We start from the raw sequence: 24,943 nt of genomic DNA, 5'->3' as shown, positions 1-24,943 counted from the left end.
CCGGAGGTACGCCGAAGGCGCACTTAGGTGTTGCCGCGGGCCGTACCGGCCGTCGTCGGCCGGTAGCGGTGGTTCGTCACGACGGTCCGGCGACTCACCGGAACCCGGACAGCGATCGGTGTCAGTCGGTCGCCGGGTCTTCGGACACCTCGCCGGCCGGCGATCCACCCACGTCGGCCGACCGCCACCCCCCACGCTGGAACCAGACGTAGGCGATGACGGCGCCGACGACGTTCGAGACGAAAAAGGAGAGCCAGATGCCGGGAGGGCCCATGAAGCCGGAGGCGACCCAGGCGATGGGGAGGCGGATCAAGCCGAGCATCGAGACGGCGATGGCGGCGGCGGTGAGCGTCCGGCCGGCGCCGCGGAAGCCGCCGTTGTACGAGCGCATGATTCCGATGAATCCGAACGAGGGGGCGACGTACCGGAGGAAGGTCGCACCCACCTCCACGACGGCGGCGTCGTTCGTGAAAAGCGAGACGATGGCGTCGGCGAAAAAGAACGTGAACACACCCGCAACCGCGAGGACGACGAACGTCGTCTTGGCGGCGACGCGTGCGGTCAGCGCCGCCCGGTCGGGTTCCCCGGCGCCGATGTTCTGGCCGGCCATCGTCTCGACGCCGCGCGAGACGGCGATGGCGGGCAGAAAGATGACCGAGAACACGCGAACGCCGATGCCGAACGCCGCCACGACGGGAGTCGAGAAGGTGCCGACGATGAACATGAGGAGGTTGATGGCGACGGCCTGGCCCGTCCCCTCGACGGATGCGGGCACGCCGATGCGGAGGAGGCGGCGTCCGTACTCGGGGTCGGGGACGATATCTCGAGGACGGATGCGGACGCCGCGCCGTCCCGAGAGCATGATCCAGAGGCCGACGACGAGCGCGAGACCACGGGAGAAGACGGTCGCGATGGCGGCGCCCTCGATGCCCCACCGCGGGAAGATCCACCAGCCGAAGATGAGCAGGGGATCGAGGACGACGTTGAGGGCGACGGAGCCGAGCATGACGAGCATCGGCGTGATGGTGTCGCCGTACCCCCGCATGAGCGAAATGAAGACGAAAAAGCCGAACATGAAGAAGATGCCGAGCGAGATGATCTCCATGTACGCCGTCGCGAGGGGGAGGACGTCCTCGGAGGCGCCGAGGAGTGCGAGGATGTCGCCGACGACGAAATAGGCGACGGCGCCGAGGACGAGGGCGCCGAGAGCCGCGAAACCGACGGTCTGGGAGGCGGCGTACTCCGCCTCGCCCTCCTCGCCTGCGCCCGTATACTGGGCGACGAGGATGCTCCCCGCGACCGCCAGCCCCATCCCCAGCGAGATGATGAGAAAGACCATCGGGAAGGCGAAACTGATCGCGGCGAGAGCGTCCGTGCTGTACTGTCCGATCCAGAAGGTGTCGGCGAGGTTGTACGCCGTCTGGAGGAGATTGGTGACGACGATGGGAAGGGAAAGATAGAAGAGTGGCTTCCCCACGTCGCCGGAGGTCAGGTCGAACTCGTCGCGGGATTTGAAGATGTCGGGGAACTTCATCTGTCGGTCGGCGCCCCTCGGTTGGCGACGAGTCGGTCGGCGACGAACGACCGGATCGCCTCGGGCACGCCCGCGTCGTCGCCGAGGACGATCCGTCGGGAGTGGGCGCCGTTGACGAGGGTAACGAGCAACGTCGCCGTTTCGTCGGGGTCCACGTCGGCGCGGAACGCACCGGATTCGACGCCCGAACCGACGACGCCACGAATTTCGTCGTGGAGATACCGGTCGAACCGCTCCAGTCGCTCGCGGAAGGCGTCGTCGTGGGGGGCCTGGGCCTTGACCTCGAACAGCGCCGTCCGGAGTTCGCGGGTCGTATCCGCCCGCGGCGGGTCGAGGGCGGCGGCGACGAGGGCGTGGAGTCGCTCCCGCGGCGACCCGTCTTCGGGGTCCGCGACGCGGTCGGTGTAGGAGTCGAAGAGATGATCGAGAAAGGCCAGCAGCAGGCCGCGTTTGGTGTCGTAGTGGTAGTGGAGGGCGGGCTTGCTCTTCTCCCACTCGTCGGCGATGTCCTGCATCGTCAGGTCGGCGTAGCCGTGCCGACAGAGGGCGCGATACGTCGCGCACATGATGTCGTCGGTCGAAGTGGAGGGCGAGTCGCCGGTCACACACTAACTGACCGGTCAGTCAGCAAAAGGCTTCGGAAGTCGGGGTGGCCGTCCGACGGGGCGAGGCGACGGTGACAGTCGTTCGGTGAGTCGGCGGCGTCACACGGGTGCGACCGCGAGGCCGACGATGGCCACCCCACAGAGCGTCGAGAACAGCGAGACGAGGCGCGTCAGGCGAACGTTCAGATCGGTCGGTTCGACGGAACCGATGTCGCGTTTGCTCCCGAGCGCATCGACCCGTTCCGTGAAGCGAGCCAACTCGTCGGGGCGGGCCGATCCGTACAGCCCCAGGAGGAGGAAACAAAGGCCGGTCAGCAGCCACGAGGCACGGATCACGGTGTCGGGACGGCCCGCCGAGGCTTAAAAGCCGATGCCCAGTACGAACACCACGAACACCGTGATTGCAGCCGCGGGGACGAACGTCAGGACGAACACCGCTTTGCTCCAGTCGAGGACGGTCTTCCCGTCGAGCGCCCCGAACGGGACGAGGTTGAACGCCGCCAAAAAGAGGTTGATGGCGACGCCCCGCCCGCCGACCAGGGAGAGCAGCGGCGACCCGACGAGGACGCCGGCGACGTAGATCGGCGCGAACACGAGGGCGAGAAGGCCGTTCACCGCCGGGCCGGCGAGCGCGATCAGGCCGTGTTCGCGCTCCGTGAGGCGCCCGCGGTGGTGGACGGCGCCGGGCGCAGCAAAGAGGAAGCCGACCAGCGCGCTCATGACGGCCAGAAAGAGCATGCCGTAGTCGGCGCGAAACTCGGCGATCTGGTCGAACCGGACCGCGATGACCTTGTGTGCGAGTTCGTGCAGGAGAAAGCCGAGGCCGGCGGTGACCAAGGAGACGAGAAGCGGGCCGACGATCCCTCGGTCGGCGAGCATGGAGAGGGCGCGGCTCCCGCCGCCGGCGAAGAAGATGGCGAAGGCGACGCCGAGGGCGACCCACGCGATGGCCAGATCCTGGAGTTCGCGGGAACTAAAGGTCAGATTCACGCGACGGTCCTCCAGAGGAGTTCGGCGCTGTTGCGCGCGCCTTCGAGCATGAGCCGCGACACCCCTTCGACGCCCCCGATTTCGGTCGCGAACAGGGGCAGGACGTACACCGCAAAGAGGAGGCTCGCGATCATGCTCCCGACGTTCGTCATGGCGACGATCATGATCAGGCGAAAGAGCGGCACGTCGAACATCCGCCCGACGAGCGTCCGGATCGGCGTCTCCTCGTCGCTCAGGAGTTCGTTGAGCGTCCCGATGTCGCTCACGTTGACCGAGGTGTGCCGGAGTTCGACGTAGCCGGTGAACCATCCCGGCGCGAGCAAGGGGTTGACGGAGGTCATCCACGCGACGAGGCCGCCGACGAGCGTCGAATCCCACCGGGCGCCCGCGAGGCGGGCGAGACCGGCGGCGAAGACACCGTTGACGACGAACCACGCGGCGAAGAGGCGAAGGAGGAAGCCGTCACGGACCCCCGCCATCGCCAGCAGAGCGAAGAAGGCGACGAAGCCGAGCGAGATGAGGACGCCCGCGGCCTTCAGCCACGGAATCCCGCCGCCGCCCGAATCCGTACCGACCAGCGACTCCCACGGCGGCAGCGTCTCCGGCGCGTCGAGGTAGGTTTCGATCCCCTCCTTGTGGCCCGCGCCGACGACGGCGACGACGTGGTGGCCGGCCTCGCGGAGCCTGAGGAGTTCGTGGGCGATGTAGGCGTCGCGCTCGTCGATCAGGGCGCGGGCGCCGGCGGGGCTGAAGGTCCGGAACTCCTCCATCATGACGCTCACCACGTCGGCGTCGGTGAGTTCCTCGATGTCGAACTCCTCGAACTCCTCGTCGGCGGTCGCCCCGTAGCCGGCGCGGTCGGCGCCGACGCCGACGAGGAGGCCAACGGCGACGCCGCCGGCGAGGCCGAGCGTGAGGCTACCGACCACGCGGGCGACGAAGGGGCCGAGCGAGGTGACGACGCCGTCGGCGAGGCCGAGTCCGACGCCGCCGATCAGACCGACCGCGACGCCGACGCCCGCGGCGGCGAGCAGGCGGTCGTCGGGGTTCTCGACGACGGCGTCGGCGACCGTGTGGACGGCGACGCCCGCGGCGATGGCGAGCAGGACGCCCCCCGTGATCCGCGTCAGGAGGGTGGTCGTGAGGCCGAGTGAGGGGCCGAACAGGCCGAGCAGGGGGCCGAGGATCACGCCGACGAAGACGCCGAGGGCGAGGCCGAGGCCACGGGCGTCGGTGAGGCCAAAGGCGAGGCCGCCGACGAGGCGGAACTTCTCCAGTCCCCCCATCCGCGCCCAGAAGCGCTGGATCGTCGTCTGGATGTCGCGGTCGACCAGCGCCACGTCGATCCCGAGGTCCTCGGCTGTCTCCACCGCGGCGAGCATGTCCGCACCGGGCTGGATATCGAACTTCTCGCCCAGTCGCGACTGGACGTAGGAGAGCATCCAGTAGGCGAGGAACTGAAAGACGGTGTTGCCCCGCAGGAGGTCGCCGGGTTCGATGTCGTCGGGCGTCTCGCCTTGCATCTGTCGATACCGCCCCTCGTCGAGTTCGACGGCGACCACGTCCGGCCGGTCGGCCTCGATTGCGTCTTCGACTTCGCGGACGCTTTCGGCGGAGACGTGGGCCGTGCCCACGACGCGGACACGACCCTCGGTTTCCGTCGAGGCGGCGGCGTCACTCATCACCGCCCGCTACTGGGGCACGCTTTTTACCCTTGTCGGAGAGAGGCGGGGTATGGTCTCCATCGAGAACGAAACCGCGCTGGCATCGACTCCCGGACGGGAGACGGCGCTGGCCTGCGTCCGGGCCGGCATCGACGCCGCGAGACCGGACCGCGTCGTCGCCGACTCGATTCGCCTCGACGGCGACCGGCTTCACGTCGCCGACGCCACCTACGACCTCTCGGACGTGGACCGCATCGTCGCCGTCGGTGGCGGGAAGGCGGCGGACGGCGTCGCCGACGCCCTCGAAGGCGTCTTGGGGGATCGTCTCGACGCCGGCGCCGTCGTGACGCCCGACCCGACCGAGCACGAGGACCACCGCATCGAGCGCTGGCGCGGCCACCATCCCGTCCCCAGTCAGGCGGGGGTCGACGGCACCGACCGCATCCGCGAACTCGTCGCCGACGCCGACGACCGGACGCTCGTCCTCGCGATCATCACCGGCGGCGGGAGCGCGCTCCTCCCCGCGCCGGCGGAGGGCATCCCCCTCTCGGACCTGCAGGAGACGACCGACGCGCTCCTCGACGCCGGCGCCGAAATCGGCGCGCTCAACGCCGTCCGCAAACACCTCTCGACGCTCAAGGGGGGTGGCCTCGCCGAACTCGCCGCGCCGGCGGCCGTGGTCGGCCTCGTTTTCAGCGACGTGGTGGGCAACGACCTGAGCGTCATCGCCAGCGGCCCGACGGCACCCGACGAATCCACCTACGCGGACGCCCTCGACGCGCTGGATCGGTACGGCGTCGATCCGCCGGTAACGGTCGGGAATCGGCTGTCTGCCGGCGCAGCGGGCGATCTGTCCGAGACGCCGCGGGCCGACGACCCCGTCTTCGACCGGGTGAGCAACCACGTCCTCGCGGACAGCTTCACCGCAATCGACGCTGCGCGCGAGGTGGCCGACGACCGGGGGTACGACACGTGCATCCTCTCGTCGTCGATCCGGGGCGAGGCGCGGGAAGCCGCACTGACCCACGTCGCCGTCGCGGAGGAAGTCGAGGCGACGGGGAACCCCCTCGACGCCCCGGCGGTCGTCCTCTCCGGCGGGGAGGCGACGGTCACCGTCCGCGGCGACGGTGTCGGCGGCCCGAACGCGGAGTTCGCGCTCGCCGCCGCGGTCGAACTCCCGCCGGGGACGACACTCGCCTGCGTCGACACCGACGGGAAAGACGGGAGTAGCGACTTCGCGGGCGCCATCGTCGACGCCGACACCGTCGACGACGTGCGCGAGGCTCGGGAGGCACTCGGCAACAGCGACGCCTACGGCTACCTCGGCAACCGTGGCGCCGTACTCAGCACCGGCGCGACGGGGACGAACGTCAACGATCTGCGGGCGTTGGTCGTCGAGTAGCCGTCGCTGCGGGTGGCGGAAACGAACGCGGAAGGCGACGGGCGGGGACCGTCCGCCAGCAGGATCGGCGGTCGCTACTTCGTCGCCGAGTCGAGAACGAGCGTGTCGTCTTCGAGGTAGTGCTCGATGTGGTGGGCGTGCTCTTCCATCGTCAGGAGGTTCTGACGGAGCATCTCGGCGGTAGCGTGGTCGCCGAGACCCTGTGCGAGATCGACGTGTTCGCGCACCGTCTCGATGATGTCGCCGTACATTTCCATGTCGTTGCGAAGCGAGGTGCGGATGTCGTAGACATCGTCGCCCTCGGGGGAGACGGGGGCGTTCTCCTCGAGTCGCTTGCCGCCGGCGAGCGGGACGCCGCCGAGCGCCTGTGCGCGCTCCGCGATTTCGTCGGCCGCTTCCTCCGCGTCTTCGGCCGCCTCACCGAGGAACTCGTGGACGTTCAGGAACTCCGCGCCCTCGACGTTCCAGTGGTGCTTTTTGAGCTGGTGGTAGAGGACGTACGTCGCCGCGAGGTCGGTGTTGAGCGCCTCGACGAGCTGTTCGGTTTTCTCCTGATCGAGTCGGAGCGCGTCTGTAGCCTCGACCGAGTCGGCCTGCTGTCGGACTGATTTCTGTGTACTCATTGCAGTTTTCTGTTGGGTCTCCAGACACTTATCCGTTTTCGCTGTGAGCCGTTCACACGGTTTGAGACGGCCGAAATTGGGGTATATAGCCGATCAGCGTGGCGTCTAGCACGACCGGTTCGGTCTTGGAGAGAGGAAGTTTTGTACCCGGCGCGCCACTACCGTACCGACACTATGGCAGACCTGTTGCCCTCGCGCCCCGACACCTCCGCAGCGGCGGAGGCCGATCCGCGTGTCATCGGCCTCGACAGCGAGGACGCCGACGACCTGCTGTCGGCGCTCTCCTCCGACACCGCCCGCGAGGTACTCGCGGCCCTCCACGACGAACCCGACACGCCCGCGAACGTCGCAGAGCGAGTCGACACCTCCCTCCAGAACACGCAGTACCACCTCGGCAACCTCGAGGACGCGGGGTTGATCGAAGTGATCGACACCGTCTACTCCGAGAAGGGCCGGGAGATGAACCGCTACGCGCCGGCCGACCGGCCGCTGGTCGTCTTCGCCGGCCGCGAGGAGGAGAGCAGGGGGTTAGAGAGCGCCCTCAAGAACCTCCTGGGCGCCGTCGGCGTTCTCGGCATCGCGAGCCTTCTCGTGCAGTGGTATCTGGACGGCGCCCCGTTCGGCGCGCGGACGGGTGGCGCCGACGCGGGTGGTGACGGCGGCGGAGTGGGGACGATGAGCACCGAAGCGGCGCCGACGGCCGCCGACGCCGCCGGAGCGGGACTGCCGCCCGGGCTCCTCTTTTTCCTCGGTGGTCTCCTCGTCCTCGCCATCGCCGGTGCGGCGTAGTACGTGCGGCGGTAGCGTTGGCCGACGTTGTGAGCGTCGGGCCACGGCCGACGTTGTGAGCGTCGAACGATCTTAAAAAGCCCGTAGCTATTCATACTTGCCGCCCGAAGCGGCTGTATGGAGCACACCGCCGAGGTGACCGGCATCGGGGTGGGCACGAGCGAGGACGGCTCGAACGTCCCCGCGGTCCTCCTCGCTGCCCGCGAGGAGTACCTCCCGATCGTCATCACGGCCGATCAGGCACGGGCGATCCAACTCGGGCTGTCCGGGGAGCCGTTCGAGCGACCGCTCACACACGACTTACTGGTCGAGATGCTCACGGAGTTCGGCGGCGCCCTCGACGGCATCCGGATCGACGACCTCGCGGACGGCACCTTCTACGCCAAGGTGGACGTGGAGCGCTACGAGAACGGCGAATCCCGGAAGTTCGTCTTCGACGCGCGGCCGAGCGACGCCATCGCGCTCGCGGTCCGGGTCGACTGTCCCATCACCGTCTCCGACGGCGTCCTCGACCGGGCCGGCCGCGACGAAGACGAGTTCGAACCCGAGCGGATCGACGACTTCGACGAGCGATAAGCTGGACTTTTCACCACCCGCGGCCACCCATCCCGCATGGCAGACGAGACGGGACCCGCGACGCTCGCGGAGTCGCACACGGAGATGACCGAAATCGTTCTCCCCAACGACACGAACACGCACGGTCGGGCGCTGGGCGGCGCGGTGTTGCACTGGATGGATGTCTGCGGTGCCATCGCAGCGATGCGCTTTGCCAACGAGGGCGTCGTCACGGCGTCGATGGAACACGTCGACTTCAAACGCCCCATCGACCTCGGGGAGGTGGTGGTGGTCGAGGCGTACGTCTACGGAACCGGCCGAACGAGTATCGACGTGACCGTCGAGGTGCGCGCGGAGAATCCACGGACCGACACGGAACACGCCACTACCTCCTCGTTTTTCACGTTCGTCGCCGTCGACGACGACGGCGACCCGACGCCGGTTCCGGACCTCGACTGTCCGACCGAGGGCGAGCGTCGCCTTCGGGACGCCGCGCTCGACGAGCGGGCGGCCCAACTGGAACGGCTCGTCGAGCGGATGGAGTCCTAATCCGGGTCGTCGACGACGTCCGGCAGCCCGCTCAGGATGCCCTGCATCCGCGTGAGCGGTTCGCCGACCACGATGCCGTCCGCCGTGATCTCGAACTCGCGGAGGGTGCGCTCGAAGTCGCTCGTCCGCTTTTTCAACACGCCGGTGGCCTTCCGGAGCTCACCCCGGAGTTCGAGGTGGCGAAGGAAGACGATGTTGTCGGCCAGATAGCTGATGTTCTCCTGTGTCGCGCTGAACGAGCCGGTGACCCCCGCCGTCTCGTCGACGAAAATCGTCGTCACGCCCATGTTTTTGAGATACCGGCCCAGCGCGTGCAGTCGCCGGAGCAGCATATCGGTCTCGCCGTTCAGCGTCAGCCGATAGCCGGCGATGCCGTCGATCATGACGATTCGGGTGTCGTCGTCCTCGACGTCTTTCCGGACGGTGTGGGCGAACTCCTGGGGCGACCGTTCGAGCGCGTCGATTTCCGCTACCTTCAGCGTGCCGCGCTCGATCATCCCGCGGACGGGAATGCCGATGGCCTCCGAGCGCGTCAGGAACGTCTGCTCGTTCTCCTCGAACAGGTAGACGACCGACCGTTCCCCCCGCTCGGCGGCAGCGTTCATGAACTGCGTCCCGAGGGTCGTCTTCCCGACGCCCGTCGGCCCGCTGATGACGCTGACCGTCCCGCGTTCCAGCCCGCCGTTGAGGAGCGAGTCGACCGCGGGCAGACCCGAGGAGACCGGTTCGGTCGTGAACGTCTCTTGGTGGTCGTGCGGGTCCAGTGCCGGGAAGACGACCATCCCCTCGTCGGTGATCCGGTAGGCGTGGGCACCTCCCTGCGTCTTCGACCCGCGGAACTTCGGGACCCGTACCGTCTTGCCGTACGGCGCCGACCCCAGCCGGATCGTCCCGTCGGCGACGAACTCGAGTTCCTCGGTCGGCTGGTTCCGGGCGTCCTGAGCGGTGAAGACGACAGTCGCCCCTCGCTGTTCGAGAAATCGCATCAACCCGACGACCTGCTTGCGGAACTGGTAGTCGTCGGCGGAGAGATACCGGAACTGCGTCAGCGGATCGACGACGACGCGGTCGGGATCCACCGTGTCGACACGGTCGACGATGGCCTCCCGAAGCGGCTCCTGTTCGACTTCGGCGGCGTCGAATACGTCGTACGTTCGGTCCTCGACGAACACGTCCGCGGTCGGACTCAGATCGAGGAATTCGATGGCGTCGGTGTCGAATCCGAGCGCCGCGGCGTTCGACCGGAGGTCATCGAGGTCCTCCTCGATGTTGATGAAGAGACAGGCCTCGCCCTTGGCCACCCCGGCCTGGAGGAAGTGGAGTGCGAGGATTGTCTTGCCGGAGCCGGCGGAGCCCTGAATCATGTAGTTCCGCTGGCGCAGAAACCCACCGTGCAGGATTTCGTCTAGGCCCTCGATACCCGTCGAGAGGCGACCGGTCACCGTCATGAATGACGAATGGTTCGGTCGTCACCTACATAAATTGCCGAGTGACCTGTCGAACGATACATCGGACGGGGCGAACAGTTACTTGTCCGGGTGTACTCTACCGACAACGAGGCACCTGTTCAGGGAATAAATGTCAGAAAAACTGACAGATGGCGAGTCGACCGAGTACGGAGACGGCGATTCTCCCGTCGTCGACGAGCCGCGAGTGCTGCTGTTTATGGGCCCCGGGCGGAATCGCGAACTGTTGGCCGAGACCCTCGGAGAACGGTACCACGTCGAGACGGCGACCGACTCCCCCGACTTCGAGACGGGGTTCGACTGCTGTGTGCTCGGCCACGACGAGTTCGGCCGCGCTACCGACGCCATCGAGGCGGTGCGTGAGGGGACGAGCGTCTTCCTCCCGTTCGTGTTGCTGGTCCCCGCCGACACCGACGTGGGCGGGACGCCCTGGGAGTACGTCGACGACGTGATCGAACTGCCGGCGGGGAAAGCACAGCTTCACGCCCGGGTCGGCAACCTGGTCGAACGCCGTCGGACCGCCGTCGAACTGGACGAGCGGTCGCAGGAACTCGCGGCGACGGTGGCCGACCTCCGTCTGAAAGAGCGCGCCATGGACGAAGCGCCCGTCGGGATCACGATTACCGATCCGGACCGCGAGGACAACCCGATGGTGTACGTCAACGACCGGTTCGAGTCGCTGACGGGCTACGACCGCTCGGAAGCGCTGGGGCGTAGCTTCCGGTTCCTGCAGGGAGAGGACACTGATCCACGGACCCGTCGCCTACTGCGAGAACGGATCGGCGCCGAGACGCCGGTCGCCGTCGACATCGTGAACTACCGCAAGAACGGCGAACGGATGTGGCAGAAACTCGATATTGCTCCCGTCCGCGACGAGGACGGCGCCGTGACGAACTTCGTCGGCTTCCAGACCGAGATCACCGACCGAAAGCTCAGGGAGCGCCGACTGGAGGTGTTGAACCGCGTGCTCAGCCACAACCTGAAAAACAAGATGAACGTCATCGAGGGCCACGTCGCGTTGCTCGAAGAGGAGTTCGGCGGCGACCCACCCGCGTCGCTCGACGCGATCACCGACGCGGCGCGTGATCTCATGGGACTCGCGGAAGCCGTCCGGGAGACCGAGCACATCATCGCCGCCGACGAATCGCCACGAGGGCCGCTCGAACTGACCGAACACGTCGTCCGACTGGTCAACGTGTTCGAGGATCGCTACCCGGGCGCGACCATCACGACGGCGCTCCCCGAGGAGCCCTGTCGCGTCGAGGCGACGGGCCTGATCGCCGCCGTCGAGGAGGCGATCGACAACGCCATCAAACACGACGAGTCGTCGACGCCGACGGTCGACGTTCGCGTCGAGACGCGGAGAGACTGGGTCGACATCGAGATAGCCGACGAGGGGCCCGGCATCCCGGAGCAGGAGATACAGGTGCTCGAAAGCGGCGAGACGCCGCTGAATCACGCGGACCGACTCGGCATCTGGTTGATGTACTGGGCCGTCACCAAGGCCGGCGGGCGGTTCGAGGTCGGCGAGTCGGCGGCGGGCGGGAGCGTGGTTACGATGTCGGTCCCGCTGGTCTGAACGGCGGGTGCGTGTCGTAGCCACCCGAGGTGGCGACTACCCGAAGTCGGGCAGGTCGTCCGGCGCCTCGTATTCCGTCTCCCAGTCGATGTAGTCGTCGAGCAACACGTCACAGACGATCTGCCCGAGTTCGGTCAGCCCCGCGTTGATCGTGGAGACGGTCCCCCACGAGTCCAACTCGGGGTGGTACCCCCGCTCCTTCCAGTCCTCGGGGATGCCGGGGGCGTGGTAGCCCACACGCTCCGCGAAGGAGTCCCAAAAGAAGTCGAACTGCCGGAGCATCTCCAGATCGGTGACGATACCGAACGTTCGCTCGTCCATGTCGGTCTCGGCGGTCCACTCGGTGAACGCCTCGGTCCACGCGCCGTCTTCGAGCAACGCCTCGATCTCGTCGCGCTTGTAGTCCGTATCGCCGACCACGTCGGCGTCCTCGTACTCGTTCGGATCGACTTGGTTCAGTTCGGGGGGTGGGGGCACCTCGACATCCAGCGTCATAGCTACGGATGGGCGACGACGGCGCTAAAACCGTTCGGTAACGTCACACACGCGTTCCGGTTCGAACAGCCTTTTCGGGGACTGTCCCCGACGCGGACTCGATGGTATCCAACGCACTCGACGGAGACATCGCACTCGTGACTGGCGCGTCGTCGGGCATCGGCGAGGCGACGGCAGAGGCGCTCGCCGACGCGGGCGCGAGCGTCGCCCTCGCCGCCCGGCGGGAGTCCGAACTCGAAACGGTCGCCGGCCGCATCGCCGCCGACGGTGGCGAGGCGCTGGTCGTCCCGACGGACGTCACCGACGAGGCGCAGGTGGCGGCGATGATCGAGACAACCGTCTCCGAACTCGGCGGACTCGACATCCTCGTCAACAACGCGGGCGTGATGCTCCTCGAAGCCGTCGAGGACGCAGACACTGGCGACTGGCGGCAGATGCTCGAAGTGAACCTCCTCGGACCGATGAACGCGACCAAGGCCGCCTTGCCGGTCATGCAAGAGCAGGGAGGGGGCCACATCGTGAACGTCTCGTCGGTTGCAGGTCGACGAGCGAGCGCGACCGCCAGCGGCTACAACGCAACGAAGTTCGGCCTCAACGGCTTCACCGAGGCGTTCAGACAGGAGGTAACCGACGATGGCGTTCGTACGACACTCATCGAGCCGGGGCTGGTCGAGACGGAGCTTCAGGACCACATCCCCGACGCCGAAATCAAGGCACAGACGGAGGAGTGGGTGGCATCCATGGACGCCCTCCAGCCGGCGGATATCGCACGTTCGATCCGGTTCGCGGCCAGCCAGCCCCCGCACGTCAGCCTCAACGAACTCCTGATCCGACCGACCCAACAGGAGATGTGACGGCCGGCGCGCGACCACCGTTTTGATATACGCGCGGGAATTGGGTCGGGTATGGACGACGCCGACGACGTCAGCGACCAGTACGCCCCCGAGGACGTGGAGTCTTCGGTGAACGCGTACTGGGACGACCACGACGCCTACGAGGCCGCGAAAGAGGCACACGCGGACGATCCGCCCTTCTTTTTCGTCGACGGCCCGCCGTACACGAGCGGGCAGATGCACCTCGGAACCGCGTGGAACAAGACGCTGAAAGACGCCATCCTCCGCTACAAGCGGATGTCGGGCTACGACGTGACCGACCGCCCCGGCTACGATATGCACGGTCTCCCCATCGAGGTGAAAGTCGAGGAGGAACTCGGCTTCGACTCCAAGAAGGACATCGAGGAGTACGGGATGGAGGCGTTCATCGAGGAGTGCAAGTCGTTCGCCGAGGAGAACCGGGAGAAGATGGACGAGGACTTCCAGTCCATCGGCGCGTGGATGGACTGGTCGAATCCCTACCGCACGGTGTCGCCGGAGTACATGGAAGCGACGTGGTGGGCGTTCCAGCGCGTCCACGAGAACGGCCTCGTCGAACGCGGCAAGCGGGCGATCAACCAGTGCCCGCGGTGTGAGACCGCTATCGCCGACAACGAAGTGGAGTACCACGAGATCGAATCCCCGTCGATCTACGTCAAATTCCCACTCGGTGACCGCGAGGGCTCGCTCGTCGTCTGGACGACCACCCCGTGGACCGTCCCGGCAAACGAGTTCGTCGCCGTCGATTCCGAGATGACGTATCAGGCGGTCGAAGCGACGAAAGGCGGCGAGACGGAGACGCTCTACGTCGCCGAACCCTGCGTCGAGGACGTGCTCCGCGAGGGGCGATACGAGGACTACGAGGTGGTCGCGGAGCTGTCGGGCGAGGAGATGCTCGGCTGGACCTACGATCACCCGCTCGCCGAGGAGGTGCCAGACCACGCCGATAGCGAGGGCACCGGACAGGTGTACGCCGCCGACTACGTCGAGGCGGACCGAACCGGGCTGGTCCACTCCGCGCCGGGTCACGGTGAGGTGGACTTCGAACGCGGGAGCGAACTCGGCCTCCCCGTCTTCTCGCCCGTCGCCGGCGACGGCACCTTCACCGACGAGGCCGGGACGTACGCCGGCCAGTTCGTCCGCGACGCCAACGACGACATCATCGCGGATCTCGACGCACACGGCCACCTGCTGGCGTCGGGCACCACCAGCCATCGATACGGGCAGTGCTGGCGGTGTGATACGGACATCGTCTATCTCGCCACCGACCAGTGGTTCATCACCGTCACCGACGTGAAAGAGGAACTCCTCGACAACATCGAGGACAGCGAGTGGCATCCGGAGTGGGCACGGGACAACCGGTTCAGAAACTTCGTCGAGGACGCGCCGGACTGGAACGTCTCCCGCCAGCGCTACTGGGGCATCCCGCTCCCCGTCTGGGTGCCCGAAGACGACCCGAATCCGAGCGCCGAGGACATCCTCGTCGTCGGGACGCGCGAGGAACTGGCCGAGCGGGCCGATCAAGAGGTCGATCCGGAGACGATCGATCTCCACCGCCCGAGCGTCGACCCCCTCACCATCACGGAGGACGGCACCACCTACGAGCGCGTCCCGGACGTCTTCGACGTGTGGATCGACTCCTCGGTTGCGACGTGGGGGACGCTCGATTACCCGGGCGACGAGTCCCGGTTCGACGAACTCTGGCCCGCCGACCTGATCGTCGAGGCCCACGACCAGACGCGTGGCTGGTTCTGGTCACAGCTCGGCATGGGCACGGCCGCTCTCGGCGAGATTCCGTACGAGGAGGTCGTCATGCACGGGTTCGCCAACGACAGCGACGGGCGGAAGATGTCGAAGTCGCTCGGCAACATCGTCACGCCCCAGGAGGCCATCGACCGCTTCGGCCGTGACCCCCTTCGGGCCTATCTCATGAGCCACGACCAACACGGGGTCGACCTCTCTTTCGAGTGGGAGGGACTCGGCGAGACGCAGTCGACGCTCAACATCTTCTGGAACGTCTTCCGGTTCCCGCTACAGTACATGGCGCTCGATGACTACGATCCCGCCGACGCCGACCTGTCGGAGGGCGAACTGACCGTCGTCGACGAGTGGGTGCTCTCGCGCCTGCAGTCGGTCAAGGCGGTGGCGAACGAGGCGTGGGACGACTACGCCGTCCACGACGCGCTCAACACAGTCCTCGACTTTGTCACCGAGGACGTCTCCCGCTTCTACGTGAAGGCCATCCGGGAGCGGATGTGGGAAGAGGCGGATTCGGCCTCCAAGCGCGGCGCCTACGCCACGCTCGCGACGGTGCTCGACGAGACGATCCGACTGCTCGCGCCCGTCACACCGTATCTCGCCGAGGAGATGTACCAGACCCTCGACGGCGAGGCGACGACGGTCCACCAGTTGTCGTACCCCACGGTCGACGACACACACCACGATCCGGACCTCGAAGCCGACGTGGCCGTCCTCCGTGCCGTGGAGGAAGCGGCCGCGAACGCCCGTCAGCAGGGCGGTCGGAAGCTCCGCTGGCCCGTCCCGCGCGTGATCGTCGAGACCGAGGACGACGCGGTGGCCGAGTCGGTCCGCTCGCTCACCGACCTGCTCGCCGACCGGGTGAACGCCCGCGCGGTCGAGGTGGTCGACGCCTTCGACGAACTGGTCGAACTCGCGGAACCGGAGATGGGAGTGGTCGGGCCGGCCTTCGGCGGCGACGCCCAAGAAGTCATGACTGCGGTCGAGGGCCAGCGACGCGAGGACCTCGACGCGGACGGCTTCGTCGTCACCGTCGACGGCGAGGAGTACGAGTTGACCGACGAGATGGTCTCGTTCCGTGCGGAACCACCCGAGAACGTCACTGGCGCCGACTTCGATCTGACCGTCGACGACGACCGGACGGGCGGCACCGTCTACGTCGATACGTCGCTGACCGACGACATCGAGTCGGAGGGCTACGCCCGCGATGTGGTGCGGCGGATTCAGGAGATGCGCAAGCGACTCGACCTCGACGTCGACGAGCGCATCCGCACCCGGGTCGAAGTCGACGACGACCGGGTGGCCGGCTTCGTCGACGATCACCGCGACCTGATCGCGGAGGAGACGCGGACGGCGGAGTTCGACGCCGACGCCGACGGCCTCGTCGAGGAGTGGGAGGTCGAAGGGATCGGCGTCACGATCGGTATCGAGCGGTTGGAAGCGGAGCAGCGGGCGGCCTGATTTCGTCGAATCGAGGTCAATTAAAAATCGGGTGGGGCAGTCGTCGGTACTGCTCAGCGTGCCTGGTCGGACATCCGGGACACCTGCGGGGTGCCCTCGTGCCCGAGCGTCATCAGATTGTAGACGGGCGAACGGGTGACCCACTCCCCGACTCGGTCGACGATGTTGTCGCCGAGGTCCTCTCCGCTGACCCGAATGTCGATCCGAAGATCACCGTACATGTTCGTGGGGGTTCCGTCGGAGTCCCGCGGTTCTTCCAGCCCGAGGAAGACCGACGGATCGAACTCGACCGAAACCGTCGTCTCGAGTTCGTCGATGTCGACGCCGGCCTGTGCCGAACTCAGCGAAATCGATCCGTTGATGCAGGCGGTCAGGGCGGCCAGGGCGACTTCGATGGCCTCCTCCCTGTCGGTCGGATCGACGAATCCGACGGCTTCCTCGACTTCCTTGTGGCCGCCGAAATGCTGGGTGTACCCGCGAGCGACGCGGTCGAACTCCTGCCCGCCGAGCATATACGACTGCGTCTGCGAGCGGGTGTGCAGCACGCGACCCTCGTCGGTACCGACCGCGCTCAGTACGAACTGGACGGCTTCCGGGTTCTCCTCGGCGTACGTGAGGAACTCCTCGTGGGCCGCCATATCGATGCCGTGGACTGGTTGCTTCGCTTCCGGTTGTGTGTGTGTTGACATTATTTGCTCCGTAGCTTCTCAAGGAATCGTCGCCCAGCCCCGCCAGCGGCTCCGAGGTGCGGTCCGCTGAGAATCAAATATATATATGCCTCCGGAGTATATAAATATATCCGCGCCGTTCGTTCGGTTCCACACCGGTACCGGCGTCCAGCGGGTCCGATAAGCGCCCCACCTACCACGTCAACCCTTCGTAGGTGATCCCCTCGCGGCGGTCGACGACCCGCCGGCCGTCGACGACGACCGAGTTCGACATCAGGTCGAACTCCAGATCCAGATCGCCGAATTCGGGCCAGTCGGTGACGATCAGGGCGGCGTGGGCGCCCGAGAGCGTCGGCGAGGCGGAGGCGAGATACGTCACGTCGGGGAAGCGCTCGCGCATCGCCGACTGCGCCCCGTCGTTGGGGTCGTAGGCGATGACCTCCGCGCCGCGTGCCTGCAATCCCTCGATGATCGGGATGGCCCGCGAGTTGCGGATATCGTCGGTCCCGGGTTTGAACGCGAGGCCGAGGACGGCCACGCGCTTCCCCTCGACGTCGACGTGGTCGTCCATCAGTTCGAGCATACGCTCGGGCTGGCGGTCGTTCACGTCGATGGCGGCCTGTAGAAGCTGTGGATCGTAGCCCGCCTCGCGGGCGGCGGCGACGATGGCGTTTACGTCCTTCGGGAAGCAGCTCCCACCCCAGCCGACGCCGCTACGGAGGAACTGCTCGCCGATGCGGTCGTCGAGGCCGATGGCGTTGGCCACCTCGTAGGCGTCGACGCCGTACTCCTTGCAGATGTTCCCGAGCTCGTTGATGAGGCTCACCTTCGCGGCGAGGAAGGCGTTGTTGGCGTACTTGATCAGCTCCGCCTCGCGGCGGCCGGTGTGGACGATCGGCACGTCGGCCTCGTCGGTGAGCGGCGCGTACACCGCTTCGAGCGCCTCGCGGGCGCGGTCGTCGTCGGCCGTCCCGAAGACGAGTTTGTCGGGGTCGGTGAAGTCGGCGACCGCGCTCCCCTCGCGCAGGAACTCGGGGTTGACCGCGAGGCCGAAGTCGACCCCGATCTGGCCGCCCGATTCGCGTTCGAGGATCGGGCCGATGGTGTCCTCGGTCGTGCCGGGGACGACCGTGCTCTTGACGACGACGGTCGGGTAGCCCTCGATGTCGACGAGCACCTCGCCGAGCGATTCGGCGCCGGCTTCGATGATCGCGGTGTCGATGCTCCCGTCCTCCGTTGCGGGCGTGGGGAGCGCGAGGAAGACGGCGTCGGGGGCGAAATCGACGAGGTCCGCGTACTCGGTCGTCGCGAACAGCGTCTCCCCGGCATATCGGCCGAGCCGGTCGTCCAGCCCTGGTTCGGAGACGGGCGCCTGTCCGTCGTTCAGCGCCGTGACGACCGCGTCGTCGACGTCGACGTTCATGACCTCGTGGCCCAGATCGGCGAAACAGGCTGCGATTGTCGTTCCCACGTAGCCGCTACCGACGATACCGATCTTCATCGTGTAGCGTTGGCGTGGGCCGGGGCAAAGAGGATTCGGATGCACGACGCCGCGGCCACGGGAGCTTATTAGTCGTCACCGCGAACACAGGTTCATGCGACTCGACTCCGCGGTAGTTCTCGCGGCTGGGGAGGGAACACGCCTCCGGCCGCTGACGAAACACCGGCCGAAACCGCTGTTACCGGCCGCGAACCGACCGATACTCTCCTACGTCTTGGACGCGCTGATCGACGCCGGCGTCGACGACCTCCACCTCGTCGTCGGGTATCAGCGCGACCGGGTGCAGGACCACGTCGGCCCCACCTACCGCGGCCGCACCGTCACCTACCACGTCCAAGAGAAACAACTGGGAACCGGTCACGCGGTGTTACAGGCCCGCGACGCCATCGACGCGGACTTCCTCGTCGTCAACGGCGACGAGGTGGTGACCGCCGGGATGGTCGGGGCGGTGATGGACGCCCACTCGACGACGGACGCGGCGACACTCGGCGTCGTCGAGAGCGACCGCGCGGCCGAGTACGGCGCCGTGAGCCTCGACGGCGACCGCATCGTCGAACTGGTCGAGCGACCGAACGACGACTCCTACCGCCTCCTCAACGCCGGCATCTACGCCTGTGGCCCCTCGCTTCTGGCCGACATCGAATCGACGGAACGGCGAGCGGGCGAACTCTACCTGACGGACGCCATCGACGATCAGATCCGCGCGGGCAACGCCGTCCGCGGCGTCAGGATCGAGGGGCTGTGGTCGACCGCGACGTACCCTTGGGATCTCCTGACGGTCGCGCGTGATCTGCTGGCCGCCGGCCTCGTCGACGAACCCGAACGCTCGCGCGGCGTCTACGTCGACGAGACGGCGAGCGTCCACGCGGACGCCACCCTCCGGGCGCCGGTCGTCGTCGGCCCGGACGTGGTCGTCGGCCCCGGCGCCGTCGTCGGTCCCGACACCGCGTTGGGTCGAAACGTGACCGTCGAATCCGGTGCCGTCGTCGACGGTTCGGTGCTGGACATCGACACCCGTCTCGGCGCGAACGCGACGGTCGTCGACACCGTGACCGGGCAGGGTGTGACCGTCGGCCCGGGGGCGACGATCCCCGGCGGTGAGGCCGACGTGCGCGTGGGGACGACGATCCACGAAGGGCGTCGCCTCGGCTGTATCGCCGCGGACCGCGCGACGATCGGCGGCGGCGCGGCCGTCGAGCCCGGCACCCTGATCGGCCCGGACGCGAGCGTGGAGACGGGGGCGTACGCCGACGACATCGTCCCCGAGGGCGCGGAGGTGCGTCGCTGATGTGTGGCATCATCGGCTACGTCGGCGACGCCGACGAGACGCTCTCGGTCCTGCTCGACGGGCTCTCGAACCTGGAGTACCGCGGCTACGACTCCGCGGGAATCGCCGTCGGCGGCGACGGCCTCCGGGTCGAGAAGCGGGCCGGAGAGCTCGACGCGTTGCAGACGGCACTCGACGGCGAGACGGGCGACGCCATCGACGGCCCAGTCGGGGTCGCCCACACCCGATGGAGCACGCACGGCCCGCCGACGGACGAAAACGCCCACCCCCACACCGACGAGACGGGGCGGGTCGCCGTCGTCCACAACGGCATCATCGAGAACTACCGCGAACTCCGCGACGAACTCGAAGCCGAGGGCGTCGCCTTCACCTCCGAGACGGACACCGAGGTGGTGCCACATCTGGTGGCCCGCGAACTCCGTGCGGGCCGGGCGCCCGAGGCGGCGGTGCGCACGGCGACCGAGCGCCTGGCGGGGAGCTACGCCCTCGCCGTCGTCGTCGCGGGGACGGACGCCCTCTTTGCCGTCCGCCACGACTCGCCGCTCGTCCTCGGTGTCGGCGAGGGCGAGTCGTTCGTCGCCAGCGACGTGCCCGCCTTCCTCGAACGCACGCGCGACGTGATCTACCTCGACGACGACGAGTTCGTCCGTCTCGACGCCACGGGCTGGACCGTCACCGACGCCGACGGCGACGTAGTGGACAAGGACGTACGGACGGTCGAGTGGGAGGCCGAACAGACCGGCAAGAGCGGCTACGACCACTACATGCTGAAAGAGATCCACGAACAGCCCGTCTCGCTCCGCCAGTGCATCAGCGGCCGGGTCGACGAACTCGACGGCCGGGTCACGGTCGAGGAACTCGACGATTTGGGCAGCCCCGAGACGGTGCAGTTCGTCGCCTGTGGCACCTCGTATCACGCCGCGCTCTACGGGGCGCAGTTGCTCCGGGCGGCCGGCGTCTCGGCGAACGCGTACTACGCTCACGAGTACGCGACGGCGCCGGCGCCCCTCTCGGGCGACGACCTCGTGGTCGGCATCACCCAGAGCGGCGAGACGGCGGACACCCTGAGCGCGCTCCGGGAGGCGAGCGGGCGGGGCGCAGAGACGCTCGCGCTCACGAACGTCGTCGGCAGCACCGCCGCTCGCGAGAGCGATCACGTCCTCTACATTCGCGCCGGGCCGGAGATCGGCGTCGCCGCGACCAAGACCTTCTCCTCACAGCTCGTCGGACTGAACCTGCTCACCGCCTACCTCACCGACGGGGGCACCGAGCGCCGACTGGTCGACGAGCTCCGGGGGGTGGCGAGCGACGTGCAGGCGGTCCTCGACGAGTCGACCGCCGCCGACGTGGTCGAGACGTTCGTCGACGCCGACGCCTTCTTTTTCCTCGGACGGGGATTCGACTACCCCGTCGCGCTCGAGGGAGCACTGAAGTTCAAGGAGATCACCTACGAACACGCCGAGGGGTTCGCGGCGGGCGAGTTGAAACACGGCCCGCTCGCGCTCGTCACCGCGGACACGCCGGTGTTCGCCGTCGTCACCGGCGAGGGCGAGGCGGCCCGGAAGACCATCGGCAACGTCAAAGAGGTCGAAGCGCGGGACGCGCCGGTGGTCGTCGTCACCGACGGCGTCGCCGATGCCGGACGGTACGCCGATTACGTCCTCGACGTCCCGACGACCGACGAACGGCTGGCGCCGCTACTGGCGAACGTCCAGCTCCAGCTCGTCGCCTACCACATGGCCGCGCGGTTGGGGAGATCAATAGACAAGCCGCGGAATCTGGCCAAGAGCGTAACGGTAGAATGAGGGCAGGGGCGGAATCCACTTGATCGACCGAACCGTACCGACCGTGATGACCGACAGCCTGCTGGAAGCCGGCGTCGCCCGCTGTCGCCGGGCGGGGTTGACCGTCACGCGCCCGGAGAGTTCCGCGGAGCCTCCGGGCGTCGCCCGACCCGAATCGCCGTCGCACGACGACGACAGCCGGCCGTTCGAGCCGGAGCGCACCGAGTCCGTGGACTCGCCGTCGGTGTCGGCGCTCCTGTCGAGTGGCCGATCGGTCGCCATCGAAGGGGTTCGGGAGGCCGACCCGACGCTCGTGCTCTCCCGACTGTGGAACGACCGGAACAACGGTCGAGCGGCGCTGTTCGTCGTCCCCGACCGCGAAACGGCCGACCGGATCGAGACGCTGCTCGCGCCGCCGGTCGGCGTCCGCGCCGTCGACGCTGAGGGCCGGACGTTCCACGCCGGGCCGGACCGCGTGTCGCTGGCCGAGGGCGGGTACGCCGCCGTGCCGGTGGGGACGGAGCTGGAGTGGCGCGAATCCGAGACGCCGCGGGAGGCAGTCGGGCTCACGGTGGAGCGCGGTGCGGATGGGAGTGGCACCGCTGCCGATGAAACGGTAGGGCCGTGGCTGGACCTGCGTGCCGACGGGTCGGTGGTGGCTCGCCTCGACGGCGTCGACGGGCTCGGCTGTCCGCCCCGGGCGCGGTTCCCGTACGCCTACCGACGCGACGGGGACAAACAGATCCGCGTCGTCGACTTCGCCGGGCGGCCGGTCCAGCGCTACACCGGCATCGGGGCGATGCGCGACGGCGGCTTCCGGCCCGTCCCCGCACCGCTCGTCCCGGAACACATGTTCGACGGGGCCATCGACGGCTGGTGGGCGGTGCTGGTCGACGGATCGTAGCCCGCAACGGCTTTGTCGGCGCTCGTTCACGTCCCCACTATGCAGACCGTCGTGCTCGCGGCCGGGGAGGGGACGCGGATGCGCCCGCTCACCGACCGTCGACCGAAGCCGACCCTCCCCGTCGCGGACCGGACGCTCGTCGAACACGTCGTCGATGGCGCCCGCGCGGCGGGAGCGAGCCGCGTCGTCGTCGTCGTGGGCTACGCCGCCGACGGCGTCCGCGACGCCCTCGACGACCGGGACGTGGAGTTCGCCGTCCAGGAGCGCCAGCGCGGCACCGCCGACGCCGTGCGGGCGGCGCGTGAGTGTCTCGACGACGCCCCCTTCGCCGTCCTGAACGGCGACGTGCTCTACGACCGGGACTCGCTCGCCGCCCTCTACGAGGGCGGCCCCGCCGTCGGCGCCTGTCGCGTCGACGACCCCGAGAACTACGGGGTGCTGGAGACGGACGCGGACGGGGATCACGTCCGCGGCGTCGTCGAGAAGCCCGCGGACCCGGCCTCGAACCTCGTCAACGCCGGCGCGTACGTCTTCCCCGCGGCGGCGCGGGACTGGCTGGACGTGGGCAAGAGCGACCGCGGCGAGTACGAACTCACCGACGTACTGGAACGGACCTGCGAGACGATGGACGTGCGGGCGGTGACCGTGGACCGGTGGCTCGACGTGGGCCGTCCGTGGGAGCTCCTCGCCGCCAGCGAGTGGAAGCTGGGCGACCTGAAGCGTCGGCTCGACGGCGAGGTGCACCCGGACGCCGACTGCCGCGGATCGGTCGTCGTCGAGGCGGGCGCGACGGTCGACGCCGGCGTCGTGATCGAGGGGCCGGCGCTCGTCCGCTCGGGCGCGAGCGTCGGCCCGAACGCCTACGTCCGCGGCGCGACGCTCGTGGGCGAGGAGGCGACGGTGGGTCACGCCGTCGAGATCAAAAACAGCATCCTGATGGCGGGCGCGACGGTCGGCCACCTCTCCTACGTCGGCGACAGCGTCCTCGGGCGCGACGTGAACTTCGGTGCGGGGACGACCGTCGCGAACCTCCGCCACGACGACGAGCCGGTTATCGTGCGGGTGAAAGGCAAGCCGACCTCGACGGGGCGACGCAAGTTCGGCGTCGTCTGTGGCGATACGGTGAAGACGGGCATCGATACGGCGCTGAACGCCGGCGTCGTCCTCGGCACCGGCGCGCGGACGGAGCCGGGTGAGACGGTACGGCGGGACCGCGACCGCTAGCGGGCCGGCGCGTCGACGCCGAACTCGTCGACCAGCGCGTCGAGACGCGCCGGGTCCTCGGCGCCGGGGAGCGGCCGGTCGGCGGTTCGACAGGGCTTCGAGACCCCGAGGCGGTCACACACCCGGTCCGCCGTCGCCTCGGCCATCCGCCGGTACGTGGTGAGTTTGCCGCCGACGATGGTGAACAGACCGTCGGCGTCGTCCCCGTGGTCGAGGAGGGCGAAGTTGCGGGAGATGGCGCGGGCGTCGTCGGCCTCGTCCGGCGCGTAGAGCGGGCGGACGCCCCAGTACGTGCGCCGGACGGGCCGGTCGGCGCCGGGTACCATCGCGGCACACTCCGCGACGGTCCGTTCCACCTCCGCCTCGCTCCGCTCGAAGTCGTCGGGGTCGTCGACGGCGACGCTCGTCGTGCCGAGCACCGCCTCGTCGCCGCGGGGGACGACGATGTCGCCGTCGGCGGGCGGCCGACACCGGTTGAGCACCGCGTCGACGCCGGGGTTCGACACGCCGACCATCACGCCCCGCGTGGGGCGCATGGGGACCGAGACGCCCGCGAGCGCCGCACACCGCCCGGCCCACGGGCCAGTGGCGTTCACCACGGCGTCGGCACGGATCGTCGTGTCGAGATTCCCGCCGATATCGACGCCGGCCACGGTGCCCTCCGCGACGTGGATGTCCTCGACCGGCGCCCGCTGGTGGATGGTCGCCCCCGCCTCGCGTGCGGCGGCGGCGTTCGCGACGACGAGCCGCGACGGCGACACCACGGCGTCCGGAACGGCGAGGGCGCGCTCGACGGCCTCGGCAGCCGCGGGGACGCGTTCGCGGCATTCGGCGCCCGAGAGCGTCTCGACGGACATCCCCACGCCCTCACAGGCCGCGCGCTTGCGCTCGAAGTAGTCGGGGTCGTCGTCGTCGAGCTGGAGGAAGTAGCCACCCGTCTCCTCGATACAGGCCGTGGCAATCCCCCGAAGGATCCGGTTTTCCGCGAGGCAGGCCGCCGCGTCGTCGGCGTCGGCCTCGGCGTACCGGGCGCCGCTGTGGAGGACGCCGTGCGAGCGACCGGTGGTACCGGCGGCGAGGCGGCCGCGGTCGACGAGCGCCACCTCGACGCCACGGAGCGCCAGGTCGCGGGCGACGCCGACGCCGGTCGCGCCGCCGCCGATCACGAGGACGGTCGTCTGCATGGGCGAGGATGGCGGGCGGATCACTTCAGCATTTTCGAAGTAGAGCCC

Annotated in this window: 22 protein-coding genes; 11 read left to right on the top strand and 11 right to left on the bottom strand. The window is 68.3% G+C overall.

All coding sequences use genetic code 11. The annotated features are described in order from the left end of the window. Window positions 1–121: 121 nt before the first annotated feature. From HALNA_RS08550 to HALNA_RS08530, 5 genes are all read right to left on the bottom strand, one after another. A complete protein-coding gene (locus HALNA_RS08550; protein WP_049935971.1) occupies window positions 122–1,534 on the bottom strand; it encodes an MATE family efflux transporter in 1,413 nt (470 codons plus the stop codon). Further along, the gene (locus tag HALNA_RS08545; protein ID WP_245576017.1) at window positions 1,531–2,139 is read right to left on the bottom strand and encodes a TetR/AcrR family transcriptional regulator; all 609 of its coding nucleotides are present in this window, start codon (window positions 2,137–2,139) and stop codon (window positions 1,531–1,533) included. The genes HALNA_RS08550 and HALNA_RS08545 overlap by 4 nt, the downstream gene beginning before the upstream one ends. 99 nt (window positions 2,140–2,238) lie before the next feature. Beyond that, window positions 2,239–2,475, bottom strand: a complete 237-nt coding sequence (locus HALNA_RS08540) for a hypothetical protein (protein WP_049935970.1) — start codon at window positions 2,473–2,475, stop codon at window positions 2,239–2,241. A 24-nt stretch (window positions 2,476–2,499) separates the two neighbouring features. Further along, the gene (locus tag HALNA_RS08535) at window positions 2,500–3,129 is read right to left on the bottom strand and encodes a zinc metalloprotease (RefSeq protein ID WP_049935969.1); all 630 of its coding nucleotides are present in this window, start codon (window positions 3,127–3,129) and stop codon (window positions 2,500–2,502) included. Continuing rightward, entirely contained in the window at window positions 3,126–4,811 is a 1,686-nt protein-coding gene (locus HALNA_RS08530) for a TraB/GumN family protein (protein WP_049935967.1), read from the bottom strand. Before HALNA_RS08530 ends, HALNA_RS08535 begins: the two co-directional genes overlap by 4 nt. Before the next feature lie 61 nt (window positions 4,812–4,872). Between HALNA_RS08530 and HALNA_RS08525 the strand changes: the two genes are divergently transcribed. Continuing rightward, entirely contained in the window at window positions 4,873–6,195 is a 1,323-nt protein-coding gene (locus tag HALNA_RS08525; RefSeq protein ID WP_394324595.1) for a glycerate kinase type-2 family protein, read from the top strand. A 74-nt stretch (window positions 6,196–6,269) separates the two neighbouring features. Here the strand turns inward: HALNA_RS08525 and dpsA are convergent, their stop codons facing one another. Next, a complete protein-coding gene (gene dpsA, locus HALNA_RS08520; RefSeq protein WP_049935964.1) occupies window positions 6,270–6,818 on the bottom strand; it encodes a DNA starvation/stationary phase protection protein DpsA in 549 nt (182 codons plus the stop codon). A 174-nt stretch (window positions 6,819–6,992) separates the two neighbouring features. On the opposite strand from dpsA, the gene HALNA_RS08515 reads away from it, so the two are divergent. The 3 genes from HALNA_RS08515 (at window position 6,993) to HALNA_RS08505 (ending at window position 8,711) form a co-directional block, all read left to right on the top strand. Then, a complete protein-coding gene (locus tag HALNA_RS08515) occupies window positions 6,993–7,607 on the top strand; it encodes an ArsR/SmtB family transcription factor (RefSeq protein ID WP_049935963.1) in 615 nt (204 codons plus the stop codon). A 117-nt stretch (window positions 7,608–7,724) separates the two neighbouring features. Further along, the gene (locus HALNA_RS08510) at window positions 7,725–8,183 is read left to right on the top strand and encodes a bifunctional nuclease family protein (protein WP_049935961.1); all 459 of its coding nucleotides are present in this window, start codon (window positions 7,725–7,727) and stop codon (window positions 8,181–8,183) included. Window positions 8,184–8,219: 36 nt separating this feature from the next. Next, entirely contained in the window at window positions 8,220–8,711 is a 492-nt protein-coding gene (locus HALNA_RS08505) for an acyl-CoA thioesterase (RefSeq protein WP_049935960.1), read from the top strand. Here HALNA_RS08505 and HALNA_RS08500 read toward each other — a convergent pair. Then, window positions 8,708–10,159 carry an ATPase domain-containing protein gene (locus HALNA_RS08500; protein ID WP_049935959.1) on the bottom strand — a complete coding sequence of 484 codons (1,452 nt, stop codon included), beginning with the start codon at window positions 10,157–10,159 and terminating at the stop codon, window positions 8,708–8,710. The genes HALNA_RS08505 and HALNA_RS08500 overlap by 4 nt on opposite strands. Before the next feature lie 130 nt (window positions 10,160–10,289). Between HALNA_RS08500 and HALNA_RS08495 the strand changes: the two genes are divergently transcribed. Next, a complete protein-coding gene (locus HALNA_RS08495; RefSeq protein WP_084509953.1) occupies window positions 10,290–11,756 on the top strand; it encodes a PAS domain-containing protein in 1,467 nt (488 codons plus the stop codon). A 36-nt stretch (window positions 11,757–11,792) separates the two neighbouring features. On the opposite strand, the gene HALNA_RS08490 is transcribed toward HALNA_RS08495, so the two are convergent. Further along, window positions 11,793–12,251 carry a hypothetical protein gene (locus tag HALNA_RS08490; protein ID WP_049935958.1) on the bottom strand — a complete coding sequence of 153 codons (459 nt, stop codon included), beginning with the start codon at window positions 12,249–12,251 and terminating at the stop codon, window positions 11,793–11,795. A 101-nt stretch (window positions 12,252–12,352) separates the two neighbouring features. Between HALNA_RS08490 and HALNA_RS08485 the strand changes: the two genes are divergently transcribed. Both HALNA_RS08485 and ileS read left to right on the top strand, forming a co-directional pair. Continuing rightward, on the top strand, window positions 12,353–13,105 hold the full coding sequence (locus HALNA_RS08485; RefSeq protein ID WP_049935957.1) for an SDR family NAD(P)-dependent oxidoreductase: 753 nt from the start codon (window positions 12,353–12,355) through the stop codon (window positions 13,103–13,105). 51 nt (window positions 13,106–13,156) lie between these two features. Further along, on the top strand, window positions 13,157–16,342 hold the full coding sequence (gene ileS, locus HALNA_RS08480) for an isoleucine--tRNA ligase (protein ID WP_049935955.1): 3,186 nt from the start codon (window positions 13,157–13,159) through the stop codon (window positions 16,340–16,342). Between the two features lie 53 nt (window positions 16,343–16,395). On the opposite strand, the gene HALNA_RS08475 is transcribed toward ileS, so the two are convergent. Together HALNA_RS08475 and aglM are read right to left on the bottom strand one after the other, a co-directional pair. Beyond that, window positions 16,396–17,031 (bottom strand): OsmC family protein, encoded by a 636-nt coding sequence (locus HALNA_RS08475; protein ID WP_084509952.1) that lies wholly within the window; start codon window positions 17,029–17,031, stop codon window positions 16,396–16,398. Between the two features lie 172 nt (window positions 17,032–17,203). Further along, on the bottom strand, window positions 17,204–18,511 hold the full coding sequence (gene aglM / locus HALNA_RS08470; RefSeq protein ID WP_049935953.1) for a UDP-glucose 6-dehydrogenase AglM: 1,308 nt from the start codon (window positions 18,509–18,511) through the stop codon (window positions 17,204–17,206). A 94-nt stretch (window positions 18,512–18,605) separates the two neighbouring features. Between aglM and HALNA_RS08465 the strand changes: the two genes are divergently transcribed. Genes HALNA_RS08465 through glmU form a run of 4 tightly spaced genes read left to right on the top strand, consistent with a single transcriptional unit; the run spans window position 18,606 to window position 23,711 of the window. Continuing rightward, entirely contained in the window at window positions 18,606–19,799 is a 1,194-nt protein-coding gene (locus tag HALNA_RS08465) for a sugar phosphate nucleotidyltransferase (protein WP_049935952.1), read from the top strand. Next, the gene (glmS, locus tag HALNA_RS08460) at window positions 19,799–21,604 is read left to right on the top strand and encodes a glutamine--fructose-6-phosphate transaminase (isomerizing) (RefSeq protein WP_049935951.1); all 1,806 of its coding nucleotides are present in this window, start codon (window positions 19,799–19,801) and stop codon (window positions 21,602–21,604) included. Before HALNA_RS08465 ends, glmS begins: the two co-directional genes overlap by 1 nt. A gap of 46 nt (window positions 21,605–21,650) precedes the next feature. After that, window positions 21,651–22,487 (top strand): hypothetical protein, encoded by an 837-nt coding sequence (locus HALNA_RS08455; protein ID WP_049935950.1) that lies wholly within the window; start codon window positions 21,651–21,653, stop codon window positions 22,485–22,487. A 39-nt stretch (window positions 22,488–22,526) separates the two neighbouring features. After that, on the top strand, window positions 22,527–23,711 hold the full coding sequence (gene glmU / locus HALNA_RS08450) for a bifunctional sugar-1-phosphate nucleotidylyltransferase/acetyltransferase (protein ID WP_049935949.1): 1,185 nt from the start codon (window positions 22,527–22,529) through the stop codon (window positions 23,709–23,711). On the opposite strand, the gene HALNA_RS08445 is transcribed toward glmU, so the two are convergent. Next, window positions 23,708–24,895, bottom strand: a complete 1,188-nt coding sequence (locus HALNA_RS08445) for an FAD-dependent oxidoreductase (protein WP_049935948.1) — start codon at window positions 24,893–24,895, stop codon at window positions 23,708–23,710. The genes glmU and HALNA_RS08445 overlap by 4 nt on opposite strands. Window positions 24,896–24,943: the final 48 nt, after the last annotated feature.

The sequence above is a fragment of the Haloplanus natans DSM 17983 genome (assembly GCF_000427685.1).
Taxonomy (GTDB): domain Archaea; phylum Halobacteriota; class Halobacteria; order Halobacteriales; family Haloferacaceae; genus Haloplanus; species Haloplanus natans.
Note: the sequence above shows the minus strand (reverse complement) of the source record. Positions and strands in the feature narration are given on the sequence as shown.